This is a genomic window from Candidatus Vallotiella hemipterorum, assembly GCF_910593725.1.
In the GTDB taxonomy this organism is placed as follows: Bacteria; Pseudomonadota; Gammaproteobacteria; order Burkholderiales; family Burkholderiaceae; genus Mycetohabitans; species Mycetohabitans hemipterorum.
The window spans coordinates 89,425-111,413 of record NZ_OU343031.1; the positions used below are offsets into that span (position 1 = coordinate 89,425).

Annotated in this window: 16 protein-coding genes and 3 pseudogenes; 12 read left to right on the plus strand and 7 right to left on the minus strand. The window is 43.6% G+C overall.

Features of this window, described 5'->3' with window-relative positions:
• Positions 1–181: 181 nt before the first annotated feature.
• Together KW136_RS00275 and rfaE2 are read left to right on the plus strand one after the other, a co-directional pair.
• A pseudogene (locus tag KW136_RS00275) lies at positions 182–1,055 on the plus strand (ferritin-like domain-containing protein).
• Between the two features lie 4 nt (positions 1,056–1,059).
• On the plus strand, positions 1,060–1,575 hold the full coding sequence (gene rfaE2 / locus KW136_RS00280; protein WP_216796354.1) for a D-glycero-beta-D-manno-heptose 1-phosphate adenylyltransferase: 516 nt from the start codon (positions 1,060–1,062) through the stop codon (positions 1,573–1,575).
• A 178-nt stretch (positions 1,576–1,753) separates the two neighbouring features.
• Here the strand turns inward: rfaE2 and KW136_RS00285 are convergent, their stop codons facing one another.
• Together KW136_RS00285 and KW136_RS00290 are read right to left on the minus strand one after the other, a co-directional pair.
• Entirely contained in the window at positions 1,754–2,599 is an 846-nt protein-coding gene (locus KW136_RS00285) for a type III pantothenate kinase (RefSeq protein ID WP_216797351.1), read from the minus strand.
• A gap of 7 nt (positions 2,600–2,606) precedes the next feature.
• The gene (locus KW136_RS00290; RefSeq protein WP_216796355.1) at positions 2,607–3,758 is read right to left on the minus strand and encodes a biotin--[acetyl-CoA-carboxylase] ligase; all 1,152 of its coding nucleotides are present in this window, start codon (positions 3,756–3,758) and stop codon (positions 2,607–2,609) included.
• A gap of 1,186 nt (positions 3,759–4,944) precedes the next feature.
• Between KW136_RS00290 and KW136_RS00295 the strand changes: the two genes are divergently transcribed.
• From KW136_RS00295 to ptsP, 6 genes are all read left to right on the plus strand, one after another.
• On the plus strand, positions 4,945–6,153 hold the full coding sequence (locus KW136_RS00295) for a D-alanyl-D-alanine carboxypeptidase family protein (protein WP_216796356.1): 1,209 nt from the start codon (positions 4,945–4,947) through the stop codon (positions 6,151–6,153).
• Positions 6,154–6,568: 415 nt separating this feature from the next.
• Positions 6,569–7,267 carry a lipoyl(octanoyl) transferase LipB gene (gene lipB, locus KW136_RS00300; RefSeq protein ID WP_216796358.1) on the plus strand — a complete coding sequence of 233 codons (699 nt, stop codon included), beginning with the start codon at positions 6,569–6,571 and terminating at the stop codon, positions 7,265–7,267.
• 42 nt (positions 7,268–7,309) lie between these two features.
• A complete protein-coding gene (gene lipA, locus KW136_RS00305; RefSeq protein WP_216796360.1) occupies positions 7,310–8,323 on the plus strand; it encodes a lipoyl synthase in 1,014 nt (337 codons plus the stop codon).
• 882 nt (positions 8,324–9,205) lie between these two features.
• Positions 9,206–10,156, plus strand: coding sequence for a glutathione synthase (gene gshB / locus KW136_RS00310; protein ID WP_216796362.1), 951 nt, complete (start codon positions 9,206–9,208; stop codon positions 10,154–10,156).
• Positions 10,157–10,781: 625 nt separating this feature from the next.
• Positions 10,782–11,048, plus strand: a complete 267-nt coding sequence (locus KW136_RS00315; protein WP_216796363.1) for an HPr family phosphocarrier protein — start codon at positions 10,782–10,784, stop codon at positions 11,046–11,048.
• Positions 11,049–11,278: 230 nt separating this feature from the next.
• Positions 11,279–13,024, plus strand: a complete 1,746-nt coding sequence (ptsP, locus tag KW136_RS00320) for a phosphoenolpyruvate--protein phosphotransferase (protein ID WP_216796365.1) — start codon at positions 11,279–11,281, stop codon at positions 13,022–13,024.
• Between the two features lie 10 nt (positions 13,025–13,034).
• Here the strand turns inward: ptsP and KW136_RS00325 are convergent.
• From KW136_RS00325 to gpmA, 3 genes and pseudogenes are all read right to left on the minus strand, one after another.
• A pseudogene (locus KW136_RS00325) lies at positions 13,035–13,778 on the minus strand (HesA/MoeB/ThiF family protein); the annotation flags it as partial.
• A 189-nt stretch (positions 13,779–13,967) separates the two neighbouring features.
• Complete coding sequence (locus tag KW136_RS00330) at positions 13,968–15,395, minus strand: S41 family peptidase (RefSeq protein ID WP_216796368.1); 1,428 nt, start codon at positions 15,393–15,395, stop codon at positions 13,968–13,970.
• A 116-nt stretch (positions 15,396–15,511) separates the two neighbouring features.
• Positions 15,512–16,216 (minus strand): 2,3-diphosphoglycerate-dependent phosphoglycerate mutase, encoded by a 705-nt coding sequence (gene gpmA / locus KW136_RS00335; protein WP_216796371.1) that lies wholly within the window; start codon positions 16,214–16,216, stop codon positions 15,512–15,514.
• 99 nt (positions 16,217–16,315) lie between these two features.
• On the opposite strand from gpmA, the gene KW136_RS00340 reads away from it, so the two are divergent.
• From KW136_RS00340 to KW136_RS00355, 4 genes are all read left to right on the plus strand, one after another.
• The gene (locus KW136_RS00340) at positions 16,316–16,729 is read left to right on the plus strand and encodes a rhodanese-like domain-containing protein (RefSeq protein ID WP_216796373.1); all 414 of its coding nucleotides are present in this window, start codon (positions 16,316–16,318) and stop codon (positions 16,727–16,729) included.
• Between the two features lie 11 nt (positions 16,730–16,740).
• Positions 16,741–17,016, plus strand: a complete 276-nt coding sequence (gene grxC, locus KW136_RS00345) for a glutaredoxin 3 (RefSeq protein ID WP_216796375.1) — start codon at positions 16,741–16,743, stop codon at positions 17,014–17,016.
• Positions 17,017–17,164: 148 nt separating this feature from the next.
• A complete protein-coding gene (secB, locus tag KW136_RS00350) occupies positions 17,165–17,650 on the plus strand; it encodes a protein-export chaperone SecB (protein ID WP_216796377.1) in 486 nt (161 codons plus the stop codon).
• A 1,065-nt stretch (positions 17,651–18,715) separates the two neighbouring features.
• Positions 18,716–19,729: a methyltransferase domain-containing protein gene (locus KW136_RS00355; protein ID WP_216796379.1), complete on the plus strand. Its 1,014-nt coding sequence runs from the start codon at positions 18,716–18,718 to the stop codon at positions 19,727–19,729.
• Between the two features lie 959 nt (positions 19,730–20,688).
• Here KW136_RS00355 and cydX read toward each other — a convergent pair.
• A pseudogene (gene cydX / locus KW136_RS04195) lies at positions 20,689–20,763 on the minus strand (cytochrome bd-I oxidase subunit CydX); the annotation flags it as partial.
• Between the two features lie 33 nt (positions 20,764–20,796).
• Complete coding sequence (gene cydB / locus KW136_RS00365) at positions 20,797–21,933, minus strand: cytochrome d ubiquinol oxidase subunit II (protein WP_216797352.1); 1,137 nt, start codon at positions 21,931–21,933, stop codon at positions 20,797–20,799.
• Positions 21,934–21,989 lie beyond the last annotated feature (56 nt).

Genomic DNA, 21,989 nt, shown 5'->3' on the forward strand with positions numbered 1-21,989 from the left:
ACAGCACCTTTATTTAGCCGACTACCTACTAATAAACACTATCGGCTGTTTATAAAAAGTGTTATATCAGATATCTAGACTCGAGCTGGCTACGCTCACATAAAATCTAGAGTTTTAATGTCCATGACGAGTATGCAACGCAGTTTATGCTTTTAGGTTAATAGAGTGGCACTATAAACACCTGCTCTATCTGGAACTCTATCGCTCGCTTGAGGCGGTTCGCTGGGATATGGAAAAGAATATCCCATGGAATAAGTTTTCTGTGTCGATGTTAACGGAGGCATAGGCACATACGATTAAGATTAACGCGATTATCGAATGGTTGGCATTACCAGCAACGGAAATGTTCCTGCGCGGTAACTATAACGACAGTGATTTCTGCTAATTTATAAGCATCTGGTTCTTTGAGGAAAAAAGCATACTCTAGTGTTAATGGAATATTTACGGTGCTTCCGCCCAGAGCTCGAACTAACCGAGCAAGAGACACACGCAGTACGCCTCCTATCTGATCCAGCGCTACTGCTGGAAACAGTGATTCTGTATTTCTATGGCGAGATTCGCTTGAACTACCACTGGTACCGGCGCGCCGGCGTTTGGCATACAGAGCCTACTATTAAGTATATCTACAAGACAATTTTTGAGATGAGGCGCGGCATGGTGGCAGCGCCTACCTTCGATATATGAAGAAAGCCCTGACTACGGCCGGCGACTCCGCTTATGCCGCATTCTCGAAGATCGGCGTACTAATAGTGTCAGCCCGACGTACAGAGAAACTACTGCATCCCATAAACCTACATGTAAATCAACAATTATTTCCTCAGGATACTGTTCAATCACGGCTTCCAGATCTCAAATGGCTGGAACATTGGCCAGATAAACAGATACAATGTCGACGACATGTGGGAGAAAAAGTCATTGATTTAATCTTCTACAATCTCTCCCTTTTATTCAGGCGAACATTTCTAATAGCACTGGAATTGAACCATTATCGCAAGGAGTTAGCAAAGCGACTATGGAGCGATACTGATGTAATTGGAACAGTCAAGCGGGTGTAAGTTTATGCCGGCTTCGTTCGAGCGCAAGATCGTCGAGTGGAAAACCTTGCTAGCTCGCCGAGCTTTACTTGCTGCGCCACTCTTATTTACTAATGGTGTATTCGATATCCTGCATCGTGGGCATGTAACGTATTTGGACAATGCCCGAGCATTAGGTGCCTCTCTAGTAGTAGGCGTTAATAGCGACGCTTCGGCAAGGCGGCTTGGCAAGGGCTACGATCGCCCGATCAACTTAGAGGCAGATCGCATGGCATTGCTTGCCGCCCTGGAGAGCGTTGATTATGTGGTAATGTTTAATGATTTAACTCCAATCAAGTTGATTCGGCTATTACGTCCAGATATTCTAGTCAAGGGCGGCGACTACGACATGGATAAGCTACCAGAATCGTCATTAGTACGAAGTTGGGGCGGTCGCACACTAGCGATTCCTTTTGAGCATGACCACTCGACAACAAAACTACTATGGCGCATACGACCCACGGATCACTGTGGCTTAAAAAAGCAGGCGACAAAATTATAGACTTCCAGACTAACCTGCTAATAAAGGAACTGCAGCTTATACCGGGTCAAAAGCCGCATAGGCAGAGAATCCTTAATAAACTCAGCACTAAGTATTTCAAAGTACGTCTATTCTAGAAATTTAAGTCATTAACGAATAATATTATCTATTTTTGTTTTTCTTCCCTATAGGGGTTGTATTAGACTCTATGTTTGTGCGCCATTACCTCATCTTGAGCAATCAGAGCAAGCCCAGATAATATTAAATGATCGTGCCGCGTATATGGCAAAGTTAATGTCGCCGCCATTATATCGCCGCCCCCGCCGCCAAGAATCATGCGTACCGGCGCCCCACCCAATTCAGAGCGCCATGTCAGGTAAGCATGTTCTATTAAGTTAGCTTGCGCAAGCGCACATCCAGTAGATAGCGACGTTGGCGTATCCGTACCAAATAGAAGATTCGGCCTGCTAGCTAAAACCGATCGTGCGCCTGCCGGTGTCAGCATCGGTAACTGTGCTGTATGCTCTCCGAGAGAGCGCATCATTAATGACCATCCTGGTGCAATTAGGCCACCGACAAAAATTCCGTCGGCACGCAGTGCCTCGATCGTCGTTGCAGTGCCAAGCGTGACGATTAGTAAATGCTCATGCGGATACGCTGCCCTTGCGCCGATCATACCAGCCCAACGATCTGTGCCGAGTTGTGTTGGTTCGCTATATCCATTCCTCACCCCACACTGTGACGAGCGAGATACAATAGTCGTACGCGTAATGCCCGGCCATCTCACGTCAAGCATTTCAGATAAGCGCGCCGCGACGTTCTGCCCAGCAGCGTTAGAAATCCAAATATCGGCTGGCGCTAAAAAATCGACCTCCCGTAGTCCTCCTATGCGCGACGGGAGATCGCCCTGCGCGTTCTCATGCGAGAATACGCCAAGTGTCTGCAGACCGCCATCGGCATGGACCAGAGCCCATTTAGTGCGGCTATTGCCAGCATCGATTACTAGGCGGTAATTAGTCGTGCCTGCAAGGTCATGGTCGATCATTAGTGGATTAGGCGTCGTCGTTGTATAGCTGTTGTTTATGCGCGCATCCAGTAGCTGGCTGCGCGCTGGAACTTGCAAGCGTGGTAACGGATAAGTGAGACACAGGCGCGGCGCCAGTAGTTAATCTAGATGAGTACTGTCCTATAATAGATGTATTGGCTGCTGGCAATTCATTTATGTATGCCTCGTAAGTAAATACACCGGATGCTTGCTGTGCTGATATATTGACATTTTCAGAAAGCCGTAGAGACACGTCGCCCGCGGCAATTGCTAGGATTTCTTGTGGTGTACGTATTAATAGTCGTCCTTGTTCATCAACACTGTATACGATACCCCGCGCTATTTCCTCTCCCTGCCCCGAGATAACTACTTCCTGGCCCATATAGGCATGAACAGCGATCCAGGCATCACGGAACGGCCCGAAGCCATACTGTCCAAATCGCTCTAGCCCGACTGCTAACGCATTGAGTACAGCGCCAAGTACAGGAGTCGGAGAAGCGTTCGGCCACGCACTAGATAGTGCGCTAGGCATAAGCGGAAAAGTAGGGAGAAAAGTTTCGAACGAAGATGCGATTTGCTTCGCTAAACCGTCAACGCTATTAATGTTTAGGCCCACTCCAACTATCAGTGCGGTGGAGTCGCGTGTGCTCCACGCGGTTTCTACAAGCACTCCCGCTAACTTCGCTCCATCTAACAGGATGTCATTTGGCCACTTGATTAATAGTCGTCGACTGTCATCTAGAGGTAAAGTACGCAGCCCCTCTACGATTGTTGCGCCGAGTGCTAAACTTAACCCAGCAAGCCGGTCTGGAGTACGTGGCATTAAGTGAGCAAGAGAGAATAGCAGCGCATTTCCTGGGGAATCTAACCACGGACGGCTACGCCGTCCTCGTCCCGCTGTCTGCGAATAAGCGACGCGTACACGCGGATTAAACGGTATCCAGCGTGCTGCCTTTAGCTGCGCAGCAAGATCTGCATTAGTCGAGCCGGTTTTATAGACTACTTCGAGCGCCCACCGTGAGGGCTGTGGATCAAGTAGCTCAAGAAGCCTCTTGCGTTCGATGCCTCCGTCTACTGCGGCTAATATCGATCCGTGACTAGCAACGCTAGTCTCACTTAGGATGCTAGGCAAATTTTTTGGGGGGGAATAATCAAACATTTTACTATTGTAGCGAGGCAGTGCTGTGCATTTCGATACAATGATACAAAAATTAGGGTTTTGTTATACCTGATTTAGAGTTTCGAGCACCGTTATTAACTCCCTATAAATGTCTCAAAATCGCAACGTTTCTATGCAACCAAATACGTAATGATTTTCTATAGAAACTAATAGAACACCTTCTCTAGCGCCGGATTACTGGGATAGCTGAGTTGTAATCAATCTAGGCACGATGCAAAAATATCGGAATGTCTCTGCGACTATTCTCTGAGGCACGCGCTGTCAATGTGGCCTGGGAAGACCAGTATAGAGATACCCGCCTACTACTTAACCTAAGAGTAACTAGTATGTGGCGGGGATCTTCGCTCAGATTATGTGGTTCTAGGCAGAGTACTACTTAAAGTAACGCTCGAATACACTAACAAACATCGGCAATTATGCTAATTGTTTAGCTTGTCATATTCTCATATCCCGGAGCTTATAGTGCCGAATTGTGTCGCCTAGCGGCCTTGTAGTAGGAATAAGGGTTCTTATTACCAAGTTCAGGACTTGTAAAAGCGACACCCCTGCGTCTTTAAGCCTCTACGGGGAAGGCTTCATCTATAAGATATATATCACCGTGTGGCACAGTGTGATAAGTATCTCTAGCGAATTCTAACTAATTTTTCTGAGAGAAATCGAACTGACCAGCGGAATGCTAACTGGGCTAGTAGAGTTTAATATCCACGATTAAGCTTTTGATCCCTTGATAGCTAAACGTTGCGCTAGCAGCTGATAGTATATTTAAATATAATAAAGCATAATTTATATGCTTATGGAACGAGCGACTTACATATATAAATATTGTTGCTAATGTCTATGCGTGTAATAAAACCTACACTAATCAAAGCTAATCTTCGTCGAAGAGACCGATTAAAAAGGTTGCTAACGTTGACCTCTGATTCGTAGCACCCTGGATCATCTTAAATGAGAGAATTGTATTTATTCTAATATTCTCTAATTTTTTAGACGAGTTACAATAACGCAACTATACTTACATTGTATCGAAAAGTAGCAGTGTACAATACTGCTACTTTTTCCTGAACATAGCAAAGTTTAATTAACTTGCAAGTGCAATTAATTAACGATCAGCCTTCGTAGTAGTCGGCTGCCAGAACTCTCTATATTTAACGTTTATTCGATTACCATGTGTTTGATTTTTGTCCGGCGCGTCGCCGATTACGGCGCGAGGCTTGCTATTCTCTCTGCCGTACTTTTTTCCTCCGCTCTCATTATTCACACAGATGCGCTCGCGCAAATTCCACCGCCGTTAGTTCATGCGCGCTCCTGGGTGCTTGTCGATGTGAACAGCATGCAGACTCTCGCGTCGGCCAACGCTGACGAGCGGGTTGAGCCCGCTTCATTAACTAAACTAATGACGGCGTACTTAGTTTTCGATATGTTGAAGAGTAAAAAAATTTCGATGGAGCAAATTGTAGTACCAAGCAAGTCAATCCGTCGCATGCATACAGACGAATCTCGCATGTTTATCGAGGCGAAAAAGCCAGTGACTGTGCACGACTTAGTATATGGAATGATCGTACAGTCTGGAAATGACGCCGCCATCGCGCTAGCCGAGTGTATTGGCGGGAGCGAGGTACATTTCGTTCAGATGATGAACGAAGCGGTACAAAAGCTCGGTATGAAGAATACGCATTACGTCGACGTAAGTGGTATGCCCAATTCTCTGCACTACACAAGCGCAGCTGACCTGGCTGTGCTGTCAGCGCATCTAATGCTAGACTATCCCGAGTATTATTCGATATTTTCGGTGAAAAATTTCACATATAATAAAATTAAACAGCTAAACCGTAACCGGTTGCTATGGGTTGATCCGTCTGTAGATGGACTTAAAACGGGCTATACTAAGGCGGCAGGTTACTGCCTAATCGCCAGCTCCAAACGGCCCATGCTAGGGGTGTCAAACGCATCTCGCCGGTTGGTAAGTGTGATGATGGGAGAGCCAAAAGAGTATTATCGCACGCAAGACAGCTTGAATATGCTCAACTACGGCTACGCTGCGTATGACACAATGCAATTATATAAAGCTAACCAGATTATTGATTTGCCTCGCGTGTACAAAGGCCAGACGCGTACGGTTCCCGTAGGGGTTAAGAGCGATCGGTACATAACAGTTCCTCATGGTATGGGCGACAGAATTATGCCAATGTTAGAGCGCCATGGCCCTCTTATTGGGCCGATTCCTGATGGGCAAGTAGTAGGAACAGTCAAAGTCATCGTCGACAATAAAGTGCTAGCGCACTTCCCAGCTGTGGCTCTACAGACTGTTCCAGAGGCCGGTATCTTTGGGCGTTTGTGGGATGCGGCGCTACTAATATTTTCCAAGAAGACGTAAAAACATAAGTATAATAAGCAGCTACTAAAAGCACTAAAAAAGTGTATGCCTCATAAACTAAGGAATTAAATAGCCTAGATTTATAAACTTCTAATATATATAAAACATAGGAGTGTCCAGTCGTTTCTGGATGATATCTATATCTTTCCTTAAATGTCTCTAGCAAAGTTTTGAGATAGACAAACTGTACCTTACGGGGCTTTAGGAATCTATCTTGTACAACCCGATACATACATTCTATGCCTATACCAGTCGAGACTGCTGTTCCACTGCTATATTGACTGGTATACTAAAGGTGTGTTTTAAGTTTTATTTAAGTAGTCGCCAGCAGACAAGATAAGCTTATCAATAAACCAATAGAATTATGTCTGTGCCATCAATTAACCTAATTACAAAGCTGGTTATCTTATAGAAGATGTTTAACAACATCATTGTGCGTTGGCGTGGTGTCGAATCTTATGAGATAAGCTTTAAGGCAATGCGTGCGTTTACCGCTAAACGCACGCCGTTTACTCTGGATGAAATTTGGTTAGTTGAACACCTTCCAGTCTACACACTGGGACAGGCGGGCAATCCCGCTCACTTGCTGGCCTTGCACAACAATATAATGCTTGTTCAGGTCGATCGGGGCGGTCAGATTACTTACCATGGTCCAGGCCAGGTTGTTGCTTATATCCTAGCTAATCTACGTCGACGGCAGCTATGGGTTCGTGATTTAGTGATGCGCATTGAGCAGGCGGTAATTGATACTCTGGCGACATATAATCTAGTTGGTAAGCGACAAGCGGGCGCGCCCGGTATCTATGTAGTACATAAGTCTTCGAATCAAAATAATCTTTCAAAGATCGCAGCTATTGGATTAAAAATCCGAAATGGTTGTTCATATCATGGCACAAGTCTTAACCTCCGAATGGATCTTAAACCATTCTACGATATTAACCCATGTGGCTACGTCGGTCTCGAAACGGTCGATATGGCTTCGCTTGGCGTATCAGCAGATTGGAATGATGTAGCACAGACACTTGCTGAGCGACTGACGATAAACCTACCTCCGATCGTCGTTGCTTCATCGCCTAATGAAACGTGTGAAAACGCTAACTTTGTAGACGGCTGAGACGGATGTAGTCATCCATACCATACTAAATTCAATTTCAATATGACGACTACCCCTCCTCATCTGTTTATTCCTCTTACTGTATCGGGAGAGAATACCTTTTACTCTAAGCCTAATCAGGGCATAAAACAAAAATCTTGGGCTAAGACCTCGAGGATCCCTATTAAGATAGTGCCGGCTGAGAAGTTAAAGAAACCAGATTGGATTCGAGTAAAAGCTGCAACTAGTCACTCCCGCTTCTATGAGATTAAACACATCCTACGTAAGTATAGCCTGCATACAGTCTGTGAAGAAGGTAGTTGCCCAAACATCGGCGAATGCTTTGGTAAAGGGACGGCAACGTTTATGATTATGGGTGATATATGTACGCGTCGCTGCCCGTTTTGTGACGTTGGGCATGGACGACCAAATCCCCTAGATGTAGATGAGCCAGTGAAATTAGCGCATGTCATTTCTATTCTGCAGCTGCGTTACATCGTAATTACTAGTGTAGACCGAGACGATTTACGCGACGGCGGTGCTGGACATTTTGTGGAATGTATTCGGCAGATTCGAAAGCTGTCACCAAAAACCCAGATTGAGATATTGACCCCAGACTTTCGGGGACGGTTGGAGCGCGCCCTAACCATTCTAAATACGGCGCCTCCAGACGTAATGAATCATAATCTTGAAACTGTACCGAGACTCTATAAAGAAGTGCGTCCGGGCTCAGACTACTCCCACTCCTTAAAGCTATTGAAAAATTTTAAGGCACTGCATCCAGATGTCATGACGAAGTCTGGATTAATGGTTGGGCTGGGCGAAACTGAAGAGGAAATCTTACAGGTTATGCGAGATTTACGGGCACATAATGTTGATATGCTAACGATAGGTCAGTATCTTCAACCCTCAGAGTATCATTTACCGGTTCGAACCTATGTACATCCAGACAGCTTTAAGATATATGAACAAGAAGCGTATACAATGGGTTTCTCATATGCAGCTATCGGTGCAATGGTGCGCTCCAGCTATCACGCAGACATACAGGCATTAGGAGCGGGTGCCGTTGTAAACTAAGAGGCGAAGGGAGGTATAGACCATAAAACAGATATAGGCGGATAGACTTTATTATTGCTATTAACTATGCTCTTGCGAGCAGCATAAACACTCTTAGATTGTTTATATTTTAAAAACATATACGTTTCTAAATTAAGGTAGACTAGACTGATCTTTAGATTTTCTTGCCGATTATAATCATGGTTATATCAATCACATATTGATTAGCTTATAGTAATAAGTTAAATATTTTTGATTTAATCCATTGCCTGTTTGAATTATGCAAGTAATCCTTTGCAAGGAGATCAAGGTACACTATAACCCTATAGGTCTACTACAATTTTAGTTAGTCTTTTTAATCAACTAGATAGCAGTATATTGTTTACGCCGCGTTCCGTGCTTAATATGTGCTAATAAGTAGTTTTTATCTAAAATATGTACCACGTGCAGTGCTAGTTGCTTTATAGCAGAACCCATATTTAGACGTGAAACGTATCTCTAGGTACTATATGTGCGACCCGATGCATCTCGTTGAGATTTTTGGTGCAAAGTAGAGGTAGAGGAAAACGTGCGTCTTAAAGGATAGGGTATACGCTGGACTAAAATCCATCTTACACCCAAAACTATAGTAGTTAAACGCCCCCCCCCTTTAGACCAAGCTAAAGAATCTATAAATTACTATTTAGTCGGTATTTTACCGTATCTCATACGGGTCATACCCTAGATAATAATCTGAATATACTAGATATGTATGCGTGCTGTTAATTTTCCTCTATATGACACCAGTAGATGTACGTATTAATCCAGTGAATGCTATGCTCAAATAGTCTCTACATTAGGCATGTATTACCCGTGCTACGCGATAATGCATTCTAGATAGCTACTCGGCCGTAAAAACAACCTATGGATATCTTATTTATTACTGACTCACTATCACAATTTAAGATTTATAAAGATACAACATACGCGATAATGGCCGAGGTCGCACGTCGTAGCTACGTACTTTATACGTGCGAGCCTCGGCACCTCGCATATACAGGGGGTAGTGTCGAAGCTAGGGTGCAGCGTTTTTCGATCGTCGGTGATTATACAAACCTTGGCCAATGGTACAACTTAGAGCATTCGGAAAATCGCTCCCTAAGTACATTCAGTGCAGTTTTAATGAGAAAAGACCCTCCATTCGATATGGAGTATATAACATCAACCTGGCTTTTAGAGATCGCTGAGCGGCAGGGTGCACGAGTTTTTAATAAGCCTCGAGCGATTCGAGATCATTCGGAAAAGATAGCGATTAGCGAGTTCGCACAGTTCGCTGCACCCACACTAGTTACGTGCGATACAGCACGTCTGAGAGCATTCCATAGCGAATACCGCGATGTGATCTTTAAGCCATTAGATGGTATGGGTGGCAGAGGTATATTCCGAATACGTGAAGATTACATGAATCTGGGTTCAACGATTGAGATGCTTAGCTCGAATGGCTCGCGAAACGTGATGGCTCAGCAGTATATTCCAGAAATTAAGGATGGTGATAAGCGGATCCTACTAATCGGCGGAAAACCAGTACCCTACTCACTTGCACGGATTCCGCAGGGCACTGAGATCCGAGGCAACATAGCCGCTGGTGGGGTTGGTTATGGACAGTTACTGGGGTTGCGAGATTTAGAGATTGCTGCCGCGCTTGGCCCTGTTCTAGCCGACCGCGGCCTCCTCTTAGTTGGTCTAGACGTAATTGGCTATTGGCTAACAGAGATTAATGTAACAAGTCCAACATGTTTTCGAGAGATCACTAAACAAACAGGGTTTGATATAGCGGCTATATTTGTCAACGCCCTGGAACACGAGATTAGCTAAGACCGAGGTCGGGAAAATCTATGTCATCCCAGTAAACTTTTGTTAAATCCATAGAGATTTTGATAAAAATATAGCCCACTTATTGCTCATACAGCATTAGCATAGGCATTGTAAAATTGCATGATCTATTTTTATAACTATCTGCCGCCGAGCATCATGGAGCTATATGTAATACAAAACTGCGACCCAGATAGCGGCACTGGTAATTTATGAGCACAAATGCAATAAGTGACCGACTACAGTTCCACCAGTATTACCTAGTATGCTTGGTGCAGTACTAACCTCCAACGTTAGGAGTATTGTCTTATATTTAGGTCATGTCAGGCGTGAGCATAAAGATACTAGCACATGCTGTGTGCTTCTTTATGAGATTTTACCTATTAATAGGATAGCGAAGAACTTGAAGGTAGTTTAAAGTGATTAAAAGATATGCATCTTATTCTGATATAAGTGTATTAGGCATACTAATATAGATTTCCCATCCTGTACCGCAATAATTTTATTCCATTATGGTATTGGGTTAACGCTTCACGGTACTTATCTTTTAGTCGATTACGAAACGGAAGAGGCACCAAACCTTTTTCGCCCAATGTAAACTCTTTATTATCTTAATCTTAATTGAAATATGCTTCAAAAAGAAGTAACAATTATTAATAAATTAGGTCTTCATGCACGGGCGTCTGCTAAGCTAACGGAATTAGCTAGAAACTTTCGTTGTGCAATCTGGATATCGCGTCATGAACAACGGATTAACGCAAAAAGCATTATAGGAGTCATGCTGTTAGCAGCAGGCATTAATAGCTCGATTACCATTGAGACTGAGGGTCCTGATGAGAAATTAGCCATGAATGCAATCCTTGCGCTAATCGCAGATAAGTTCGGCGAGTCTTAATAATATGAGATTTAATTAGCGATAGCGGTTAAGTTCTGTAGAAACATATAATAATTCCTGGCTTCGAAACTGCAGGTTTCAGAAAAATATAGAACAAACTCATCATAGTTATATCTAGCCAAGACTGTATTAGATGCCTATTAAATACGGGTTAGCCGCATCTGGTGCGGGTTAGCTTCTAAGCAATTCGATATCTCTTAAGTGCCCCATACAAACTAGAGGAGGTGCGTGTGCCCTTCACGCTGCATGGAATTCCTGTATCTCAAGGCATCGCTATCGGCCGAGCATACTTGATTCAGAGTGCTGTGCTGGATATTAATCGTTACCTAGTCGAGCCTAAATATGTTGAGACCGAGATAGCTCGCTTCGTCGCTGCGCAGCAGGCTATTTATAACGAACTAGTTATGTTGCGCTCTGAATTGCAGGCGGATACGCTAAGCGAGATAGGCGCATTTCTTGATGTTCAGATCCTAATTTTAGGCGATGAGATGCTAGTCGAAGCGGTAATTAAATGCATTCGGGTACGGAAGCTTAATGCTGAATGGGCACTTACTGAGCAACTAAAGATCCTAGATAAGCATTTTGATGGCATCAATGACGGGTATCTACGCGAGCGCAAGGCAGACCTAGCGCAAGTTGTTGATCGAGTACTTAAAGAGTTAACTGGATTATCAACAGTCTCTGTAATAGCCGATGGCATGCGGTGCGATACCGATGAGATGATTATAGTCGCACACGATATCGCACCAGCAGACATGCTGAAATTCAAGATGCAGAGGTCTCTTGGGTTTGTTACAGACCTTGGCGGGTGTACCTCGCATACTGCTATCGTCGCGCGCAGCTTAGGCATTCCAGCCGCAGTAGGCATGCAGCAGGCAAGCGTACTAATTCAGCAGAACGATATGATTATCGTTGATGGAGACCGTGGAGTGGTTATCGTTGATCCAACTCCGCTTATTCTAGAAGAATATACATCCCGACAAAGCAAAAAATGGTTTACGCAATATCAGTTGCAGAGCTTAAAATTGTTGCCGACACTAACTGTATGCGGCACAAAAATTGATCTTCTAGCAAATATCGAGATGCCAGATGATGCGCGAGCTGCGTTAGATGCTGGTGCAGTCGGAATTGGGCTGTTCCGTACCGAATTCCTATTTATGAACCCACGAGGCGAGTTTCCTCAAGAGGAACAGCAATTTAACTCGTATCGCCGCGTTGTGCAGACGATGAATGGTTGGCCAGTGACAATTCGTACAATCGACGTTGGTGCTGATAAGCTTATCGGTTCGACTGATAGGCGGACAATAGAACCCGACTCGGCACTTGGATTGCGCGCAATTCGCTGGAGCCTGTCTAAGCCACAAATATTTCTCTCCCAGTTACGGCCCATTCTGCGTGCCTCAGCCTTTGGACCTGTAAGGATTCTCGTCCCGATGCTTTCTCATGCGTTTGAGATTGATCAAACACTAGATTTGATTGAGAAAGCTAAGAAACAACTAGACGATGCAGGCCTAGCATTCGATCCGAATATACAAGTCGGCGCAATGATTGAAATCCCAGCTGCTGTAATCGCGCTACCTATGTTTTTGGAGCGACTTGACTTTTTATCAATCGGAACGAATGACTTGATTCAATACACCCTAGCAATTGATCGAACGGACAACTCAGTTGCGCATTTGTATGACCCACTGCATCCTGCGGTATTGCGGCTAATCAGTATGACACTACGCGAAACTCAGCGTGCTGGCGTACCGATATCAGTATGCGGGGAAATGGCTGGCGATCCAGCGCTGACACGGCTACTCCTAGGGATGGGACTAACCGAGTTTTCAATGCATCCGAGCCAGTTACTACTGGTTAAGCAAGAGGTACTGCGTGTTCAGTTGGAGAGTTTAAAAAATCCGGTTGAGGAGGCGCTGGCGTCATACGAGCCGGAAAAAATCCAGGCGGCGATCGACCGCTTGCTGAAGGCATGACGCATGGCACCGAACTACAAACGAGGCAATCAGCTTGACGCGCAATACGTATTGTCTGCCAGTGCATGGTCATCGCGTTAAGCATCATTAGTCTTCCAACTAGTGTACATCCAACTCCTGCGATTATACGCAACGCTTCGGCCGCCTGCATAGCGCCGATAATGCCCACTAATGGGGAGAAAACGCCCATCGTCGAACATGCGACTTCATTGAATAGTGGGTCTGGCGGAAAGATGCATGCATAGCATGGTGAATCTAAGTCGCGCGTATCAAATGTACTAATTTGTCCGTCAAAGCGCAACGCTGCGCCGGATACTAGTGGTATACGATTCCGTACACACACGCGATTTACCATATGACGGGTAGTAAAATTATCGGTGCAATCAAGAATGATGTGGGCGTGGAGCGCCCACTTCTGCAGAAGAGCATCATCAGCTTGCGAGTGAATTGCATTAACACACACGTCTGGATTGAGACGTGCAATCGTCGTGCGTGCTGATATAACCTTAGTTTGTCCAATGCTATTACTGGAATGTAGGATCTGTCGTTGCAAGTTAGTTAGTTCAACAGTATCAGCGTCGACTAAAGTTAACGTCCCGATGCCTGCTGAGGCCAAGTATATCGCTGCTGGCGAGCCTAGCCCACCAACTCCTATAATCAATACATGTGCATTTAGAAAGCGCTTCTGTGCCTCAATACCAATTTCGTCAAGTAGGATGTGGCGAGAATAGCGCAGCAGTTGAGCATCATTCATTGCAGTATATATCGTAGTCAGTCATAGTACGTTTGAGCAGCAGCAAAACACACGCGGAATGGCCTAACTATAATGTGCACTAGGAGACCTTGTGTAGCGTGGATATACTAGATGATAAGCGGGCCTTACCACGATGACTTTAGATGCGGAGTGACCAGTGATTTATTTTCTGACATTGTTTTGATCGATCTACGAATAAGATACTTTTACTGGTTCGTTTTTAAGCTGGTGCATTGCCTGTTGCAGCATAAAGTCATCTTTTTCTCCGAATGTGATTGATAAATTGTTGAGTTTTTTTTCATACTGCTCGCGAGTTTTCTTCAAATCAAGCTGACGCAATTGATATAGCTGATTCTGCTTGTACTTTTTTTGCTCAGTTATCTCGCTTGAATCCTGCTTATTAGATAAGTGATTCGCATAATCGATCTCACGCATGACTAAAGTATCATTCAGATCACCACCCTTGAATTGGTCAACCAGGATATCAGGAGAGATGCCTTTATTTTGTATAGAACGGCCGCTCGGCGTATAGTAATAGGCAGTCGTCAGGCACAGTGCAGTGCCGACGGTCATCGGACATACAGTCTGCACTGATCCTTTGCCGAATGTAGTTTTACCCATAATTAGCGCACGATGATGGTCTTGCAGTGCACCGGAGACAATTTCAGAGGCTGATGCTGAATACGCATTAACTAGCACTACTATCGGAACCGTCTTGTATATAGAAGGTATATTTTTTAGCGGGTCATAGATACAGGTCGATAATCGATAGTTCTCGAACGTATTATAATAGATTCGCTTAGAATCGGACATTTGGCCACTAGTTGATACGATTACCGAATTTGGCATTAAAAAAGCGCTAGCTACGCCAATCGCGCTTCGCAGTAGACCACCGCTATTATTACGCAAATCAAGAATTAGACCATTAAGCCGCGGCTTGTGATGCGCAATTTCTATGAGTTTAGCTGCCAAATCTACTGCTGTGCGCTCTTGGAAGCTTGTGATCCGAACCCATACATAGCCAGGCTGAATGGTTTTAGCTTTCACACTTTGCGCTTTAATTATTGCTCGGGCAAGAGTAATCGGGAAAGTTCGCGCGTCACTCTTACGATAGAATGTCAGCGTAACCTTACTATTTGGCTGACCACGCATATACTTTACTACGCGATCAAGTGTCATACCGAATATTGACTTATTATTAACCTGTGTAATTAAATCGCCAGGACGAATGCCCGCTCGAAAAGCTGGTGTATCCTCGATCGTGGAGATAACCTTTACTAGGCCATCTTCCTGGGAGATTTGAATACCTAACCCTATAAATAGACCTTTAGTCTGCTCCTGAAGCTCTTGATAGTCGCTTTTATCTAGGTACGATGAATGTGGATCTAAGCTGGATACCATACCTTTCATCGCCGCAGTACATAGCTTTTCATCGTTGACTGCTTCGACGTACTCATTTTTAATATGCTTGAATACCGAAGTGAGCAGCCGAAACTGATCCGGCGGTAACAGCGCAGTCGTTCCGATCTCTGCAGACACCGAGATTTGGAGCATAATAAACATGCCGGTTGCGAGGCCAGCAGCAATTAGCCCTGCGTTTTTCAGAGTCTTACACATAAGTGAGCAACAGTTACAGTAGCGTGTTATAGCGCATAGCTAGTGAGCGAAGCATTAAAAATGTAGGTGTTCTTAGCTAGCGCTAATATGGTTATAAACATATGGGGGGCTTTATTTTAGTGCGCCGATTCAGCAGTTAGATAGTAGTATGTAATAGGTTTTAGTGATTCGTCTAGCTTGTAAATAAGTGGCACGCCATTGGGGATATTTAGTCCGACAATATCGGTATCTGATACCTCGTTTAGGTATTTGACGAGCGCTCGGATAGAGTTTCCATGCGCAGTGATTAAAACGCTTCGACCTGCCTGGATCGCTGGGGCAATAGATTTGTTCCAAATAGGTAGTGCGCGCCCGACTGCATCTTTAAGGCTTTCCGTGAGTGGAATCAGTTCTCGTGGAACGTCAGCGTAGCGTGCGTCGTAGTACGACGTTCGCGGATCAGATGGATTAAGTGCTGGTGGTGGTGTATCGTAGCTTCGACGCCATATTAACACCTGTTCGTTACCATACTTGGCTGCTGTTTCAGCCTTATTTAGTCCGGAAAGCGCGCCATAGTGCCGTTCATTCAGGCGCCATGAGTGCACGACAGGGATATACATCAGATCCATTTTATCCTGCACATGCCAAAGCGTGCGAATAGCTCGCTTGAGAACGGAGGTATATGCGACATCAAAAGTATAGCCAGCCTGCTTAAGCAGCATACCAGCTTGCTGGGCTTCGGCTATGCCTTTATGAGTGAGGTCAACGTCGATCCAGCCGGTAAAGCGGTTTTCGTTGTTCCATGTCGATTGGCCATGTCGGATGAGAACGAGTTGATACATATAAATATATAGATAGTAGGGAGGGCGGTGAACTGCTGTCGTACGCCAGATAATTTATTTTATAATAACTAGATCATCTTCTTTAAATAAATTTAATCTGTGAAATTTTTCACCGAACCAGCCAATATTATATTGATCGCTACTGTTTTAATCTCCGGGGTCTTATTAGTATGGCCCGTGTGGTTATCACTTAACGAGACCAACGTCTATACACCTCAGGAGGCTATACAACTTATTAACCGTCGCAATGCAGTCATCCTCGACCTGCGCTATGATGATGAATTTATGCGAGGCCACCTACCACAGGCGCGTCATCTGCTGTTCAATGAGTTAAATAGTAAAGTTTCACAAGCAGTTAAGAATAAAAAAATACCGGTACTGCTAGTCTGTCAAAATGGAAGGTATTCTGCTAGGGCGCGGAACATGCTGAAAAAAGCTGGCTATTTAGAAGTGTTTACTTTACAAGGCGGTATCGAGGCCTGGCAGAGATCTGACCTACCAGTCGTCAAGTAAGGAGTCATGAAGTGAGAAAAGTGGTAATGTATAGTACGCAAGTCTGTCCGTACTGCCAGATGGCCGTGCGCTTATTGCAGTCATACGGTGTTGAACACATTGAGAAGGTGCTCATCGATCTAGATCCTAAAAGTCGGATAGAAATGATAAAGCGTACTGGCAGGTGTACAGTACCTCAGATCTTTATAGGTCAAACTTATGTCGGCGGCTATGCTGATTTGTCCGTACGTGCCCGTACCGGTGAATTAAGACCACTGCTTGAGGCGGTCTGCACCCCTCCTTCTTAGACTTGATAACCCCCGCTAATTCCTACATAGCGTTCGTTCGGGTAATGTACATCTGAGATGTCTAACCCTTACCGAGTATACCATTTGCATAGCGAGCAGTAGTAGCTCAATATTAGGCACAGTCGCCTATTTCACCTAAGAAAAGCTCATGTCTGTTCAAGAGAATAAGCAACCATGCTTTCATATCCAGTGCATTTACTTAAAAGATCTATCGCTCGAACAGCCAAATTCGCCGGCCATCTTCCTGGATCAGGAGATACCTGGTATTGAAATCGAGGTTGATGTAGATGTACAGCAGCTTGCTGACAGCATATTTGAGATAGTCTTAACAAGCACAGTAACAGCCAGGATTTCTAATAGGATTGCTTTCCTTGTTGAGGCTAAGCAGGCCGGCATCTTTGATATAAGCAACGTTCCAAACGAGCAAATGGATACGCTGATAGGTGTAGCATGTCCAACGATTATTTTTCCATATTTACGGGCAAACATAGCTGATATAATTACTCGCGCCGGTTTTCCACCAATTCATTTAGTTGAAATAAACTTTCAGGCACTATACGAGCAACGCTTATCGCAAGTTAATAAGCAGCAAAGAAATAGTATAGCTAATGATGGCTCTAAAATAACGCACTGAATGTAGTGCAGAGCACTGACGGATAGCGGTAAAAAGATTTATTCTATTCGCTTTATATAGGTGTTTAATATTTTCTCATGCGAGTAACGCGCTAATCAAGGCTCTAATTTTCCCGGGTTTGAGTGATTTTTATTTTAACCTGAGACTGACCATTTCTCTCTCGTCGACCGCTAGTAAGCAATTAAAAGACGGACATATTCTAAGCAAGATTCAGACTCTATGACTAGCAGTATTAGAGATTGCACGTTAGAGCAAGATCGAAATACTCTGCTCAGCAGAAGTCTAGGCGTTTATGTGACCAGTGTGCACGATATAGAATGATATTACTAAATCGGTATAAAACCGCTAATCGACAGTTTCTAGGGGGTCGTTATACAGCAATTTACTGGTGTGGTTATCCTGCTCATCGTTTAAGTGTATTTTCTCTTTTCAACGGCTTCCCACTGTCGAATTTTATCGATGCCTTACTTTGTTTAGCTTGATAGGCAGTATAGTAGACTAGGTTGCGTGCTGATGTCTGCCACTGCATTCTTCCATTAGAGAATAGCCCCCTTGATCGCAGCATTGTATTTGAGTTAATCGGTAAAAAGATTAGAAACTTTTAATTATTTCAGACATAAACTGGATCATATTATCCATGCTTTACATGCGGCAATGTAATATTTAAGCATAGGCATTAGCGTAATTTAGAATTTTTGTATGAGTAGAATATATGCCGATCAGTAGTAAAGTCTTGATGCTGTATAGATCTGATAGTTCGGCAGTAAATATTGCCTAATTAGTGCAAAACTAGTGCTTCGATATAGTCTAAACTACACGTGATAGTGTAAATGTATACATATCTCGTGTATGTTTTTAACAATTAAGAGTCGCGCACATATTTCAAGCTTTTGAAATCTAGCATCACTAACTTGGCGAGCATTGCTAAATCATTAATCCGATATATTATAGCGGGCTGGGGTAATCCACGAAGTGGTCTGCTGCATTAGAAATAAAAAATGAAAGGATACTAGATTGTAGTGTATACAATATGTATACTACGGCCCTTCCCGAAGGCCTATTTTCATGTCAATTAATCACGACTATACGGTAGAGAAAAACACAGATTTACATGTGGAGCGGACTCGGAAATTACGCCAGCTTAGGCAGGTTTTTGACCGTCATGCAGCACAATGCCAGGATGTAGCATTTCTGCCGAGAGAAATAGCACGGCGTATGCATGAACGCTTACGATACATTAAACCACAACCAGCGTATGTGCTCGATGCGGGGTGTGGTGCTGGCGAAGATATTAATATACTACGAACACTCTACTCTAAGGCAACTATTTATGGTGTGGATCTATCGCACGCCATGCTTCATGCAAGACATTCGTTAGGTCGATGTAGTCTCTCTAGCTGGCGACGCTTTCTGCCAGCTGTATTACATAATCTTGCACTAGGTCGCATCCAACAACGCAACTGCATACAAGCTGACTTTAGCTCTCTGCCATTTAAATCGGAGTACTTTAATTTACTATGGTCAAATCTAGCACTTCAGTGGCATGAGTGTCCGGACCTAGTATTTCTAGAGTGGCAGCGAGTACTAAAAACTGGTGGAATGCTAATATTCTCTACACTTGGTCCTGATACACTACGCGAGTTGCGTAGTGCAAGAGCGGCTGCAGATAGTGGTAATTCCCCGACGAATGTACATAAATTTATTGACATGCATGACTATGGCGATATGCTAGCTGCTAGCGGCTTTGAGATCCCAGTAATAGACATGGATATACTTACAATTACATACTCGTCTCCGCATATGCTTCTAGCAGATGTGCGACTATGGGGGACAATACCACAGCAGCATATTCGACGCGGCCATGTATTACACAGTTCGATTTCACGAAGCATATATCATCGCCTAATCGATGCACTAGAAGTACAACGCCGGCCTGATGGTATGATACCGCTTACTTTTGAGGTACTCTATGGTTATGCCCGGAAGGCGGTAGGCCATATAACACCAGAAGGTTATAACATCATTCGCGTTGATGATATCGGCCATAAGTTGCACGATATACCCATAAAACCTTCCTAATATATTTATGTTCCGTGACATATAGTTAGAACGAATACTTAGTTATGGCAAAAAATGCCGATAATATGACATATAAAAACTAAGGTAGATAAATCAGAGACTTATTAAGCAATAAGTTTGGGATAGTTTGAAATTAGCTAGTCGCTATAAATCATAGCATTGTATAGCTATATAGTATGGTTAGCCCAGCCAAGGCTAACACAACTAACACTCATTTATTACCTAAGGGGTAATATAAAAAAGATAAGTAATGTCTTATAAGAAGTAGTAATAAAAAATTTTATAATCGGTCTGGTATTGCAAAATTATCGCTATTTTCTGATATCGCTATTTCTAGCGGTATAGGCAGCGTATCAGGTCTGACATTAATATCTACCGAATATATTTACATTCTCACAGCGCACCAGGAAGCTTTTGGCCGAGTTTCGTGAATACTAAAGTAGTTCCTGTCTTTTTCTAAAACTGGGATAAATAGAAAATCTATAAGCAAAATAATCATTTAGTTTATAGCAGACGATTACAAAATTTGTAGGGTCCTTATTGAGTAAGCTATCTGATAAAGTGCCCAGTAAGTCTCAGGAAATATGCAGGGGTTAATAATATAACGAATTAATTAAGTCTCTATTTAATAGAATATCTAGGTGGTTTATGGTTATTAAATTGTATTAAGACGATAAATTAGATGTCATATAAATAATCTAGCACTGATCGGTTGTCTAGTCATCAATGTGCTTGCTCTAAAGCGCGTACAGAAGATATACTATTAACATTTACTTAACATCTAATATGAGTACGCAATCGGCGAGCACATACAAAAACACATAGAAATCTATATATTTAGATATATTGCGGATATTAAGGAGGGTACAAACTTACTGAGATGAATGTAGCTCGTCAGTATTAAGAAACACCTCCTTTTCTGCTTTAGACTTTCGTATATTTTCTGCGTCGTAATACAATTCAAGCCACATCCCATTAATAACAGCGAATGCAAGTGCGACACCAATACCCAATATCCAGCTAAAATACCACATTTTTATTAAGTTGATTAGTTAAGTAAACGCTATTTAATACATTGAGTGTATATTATTTTTTACCTCTTGTTCTGTTACCTTGCCACGCATTACACGATATACCCAGCCAGTGTATAGAACGATAAGTGGAATAAATATAATAACTACAAATAGCATAATGCTCAATGTTTGATAACTTGATGTTGAATCCCATAATGTTAAGCTACTGGCTGGATTTATTGAGGATGGCATAATAAACGGGAACATTGAGATGCCCGCGGTTAGAATTATACCAATTACTAGAAGTCCGGTCACAATGAAATTCCATATGGTAAATCGTGATAAAGCAAGCATTGGCGCAAGCATACCAGCTATAATGCCAAGCGCAGGTGCAAGCATCGTCCACGGGTACGCAGTATAGTTAGACATCCATAGACCGGGTGATGTAAATACGCGCTTGAGCAGCGGGTTAGCCGCTGCATCCAGTGGCGCGGCCTGAGTAATCTTAAAGCCGGTGATTCGAGTAGCCACGAGAATGCCTGCTATAATAAATAATACGGCTGCGATCAGTGCTGCGATGAACAATATGCGCGTTGCCCGGTGCGCTATTACTCCATCAGTTTTTATTCGTAAAAACGCGGCTCCGTGTGCAATCAGCATGCTGCTGCTGATTGCACCACATAGTAATGCGAACGGATTTAGTAGTTCGAAAAAATTTCCTTGATAACTTATTCGCATCTCTTCATCTAGGTAGAATGGCACGCCTTGTAGAAGGTTGCCAAACGCGATTCCAAATACTAGTACTGGAATTGCACTACCAGCGAACAAGGCCCAGTCCCAACTTGCTCGCCACCGTGGATCGTCACGTTTAGCACGGTACTCAAAGCCGACTGGTCGCATAAATAGCGCGAATAATACTAATAGCATGGCGAAATAGAAGCTGGAAAAAGAAGCCGCATAGACTATCGGCCACGCAGCGAACATTGCACCGCCAGCCGTAATTAGCCATACCTGATTACCCTCCCAGGTTGGACCAATTGCATTAATAATCACACGACGTTCAGTATCAGTTTTACCAATAAACGGTAGAAGTGTGCCAACACCCATATCAAATCCATCAGTGAGAGCAAAGCCAAGCAGCAAGAATCCGATTAGCGCCCACCAAATAACTTTTAAGGTTGGATAGTCAATCATAGTGATTTTTTTAGTAACATTGACTTCGATGTATAACAGCGCACAGCTTATAT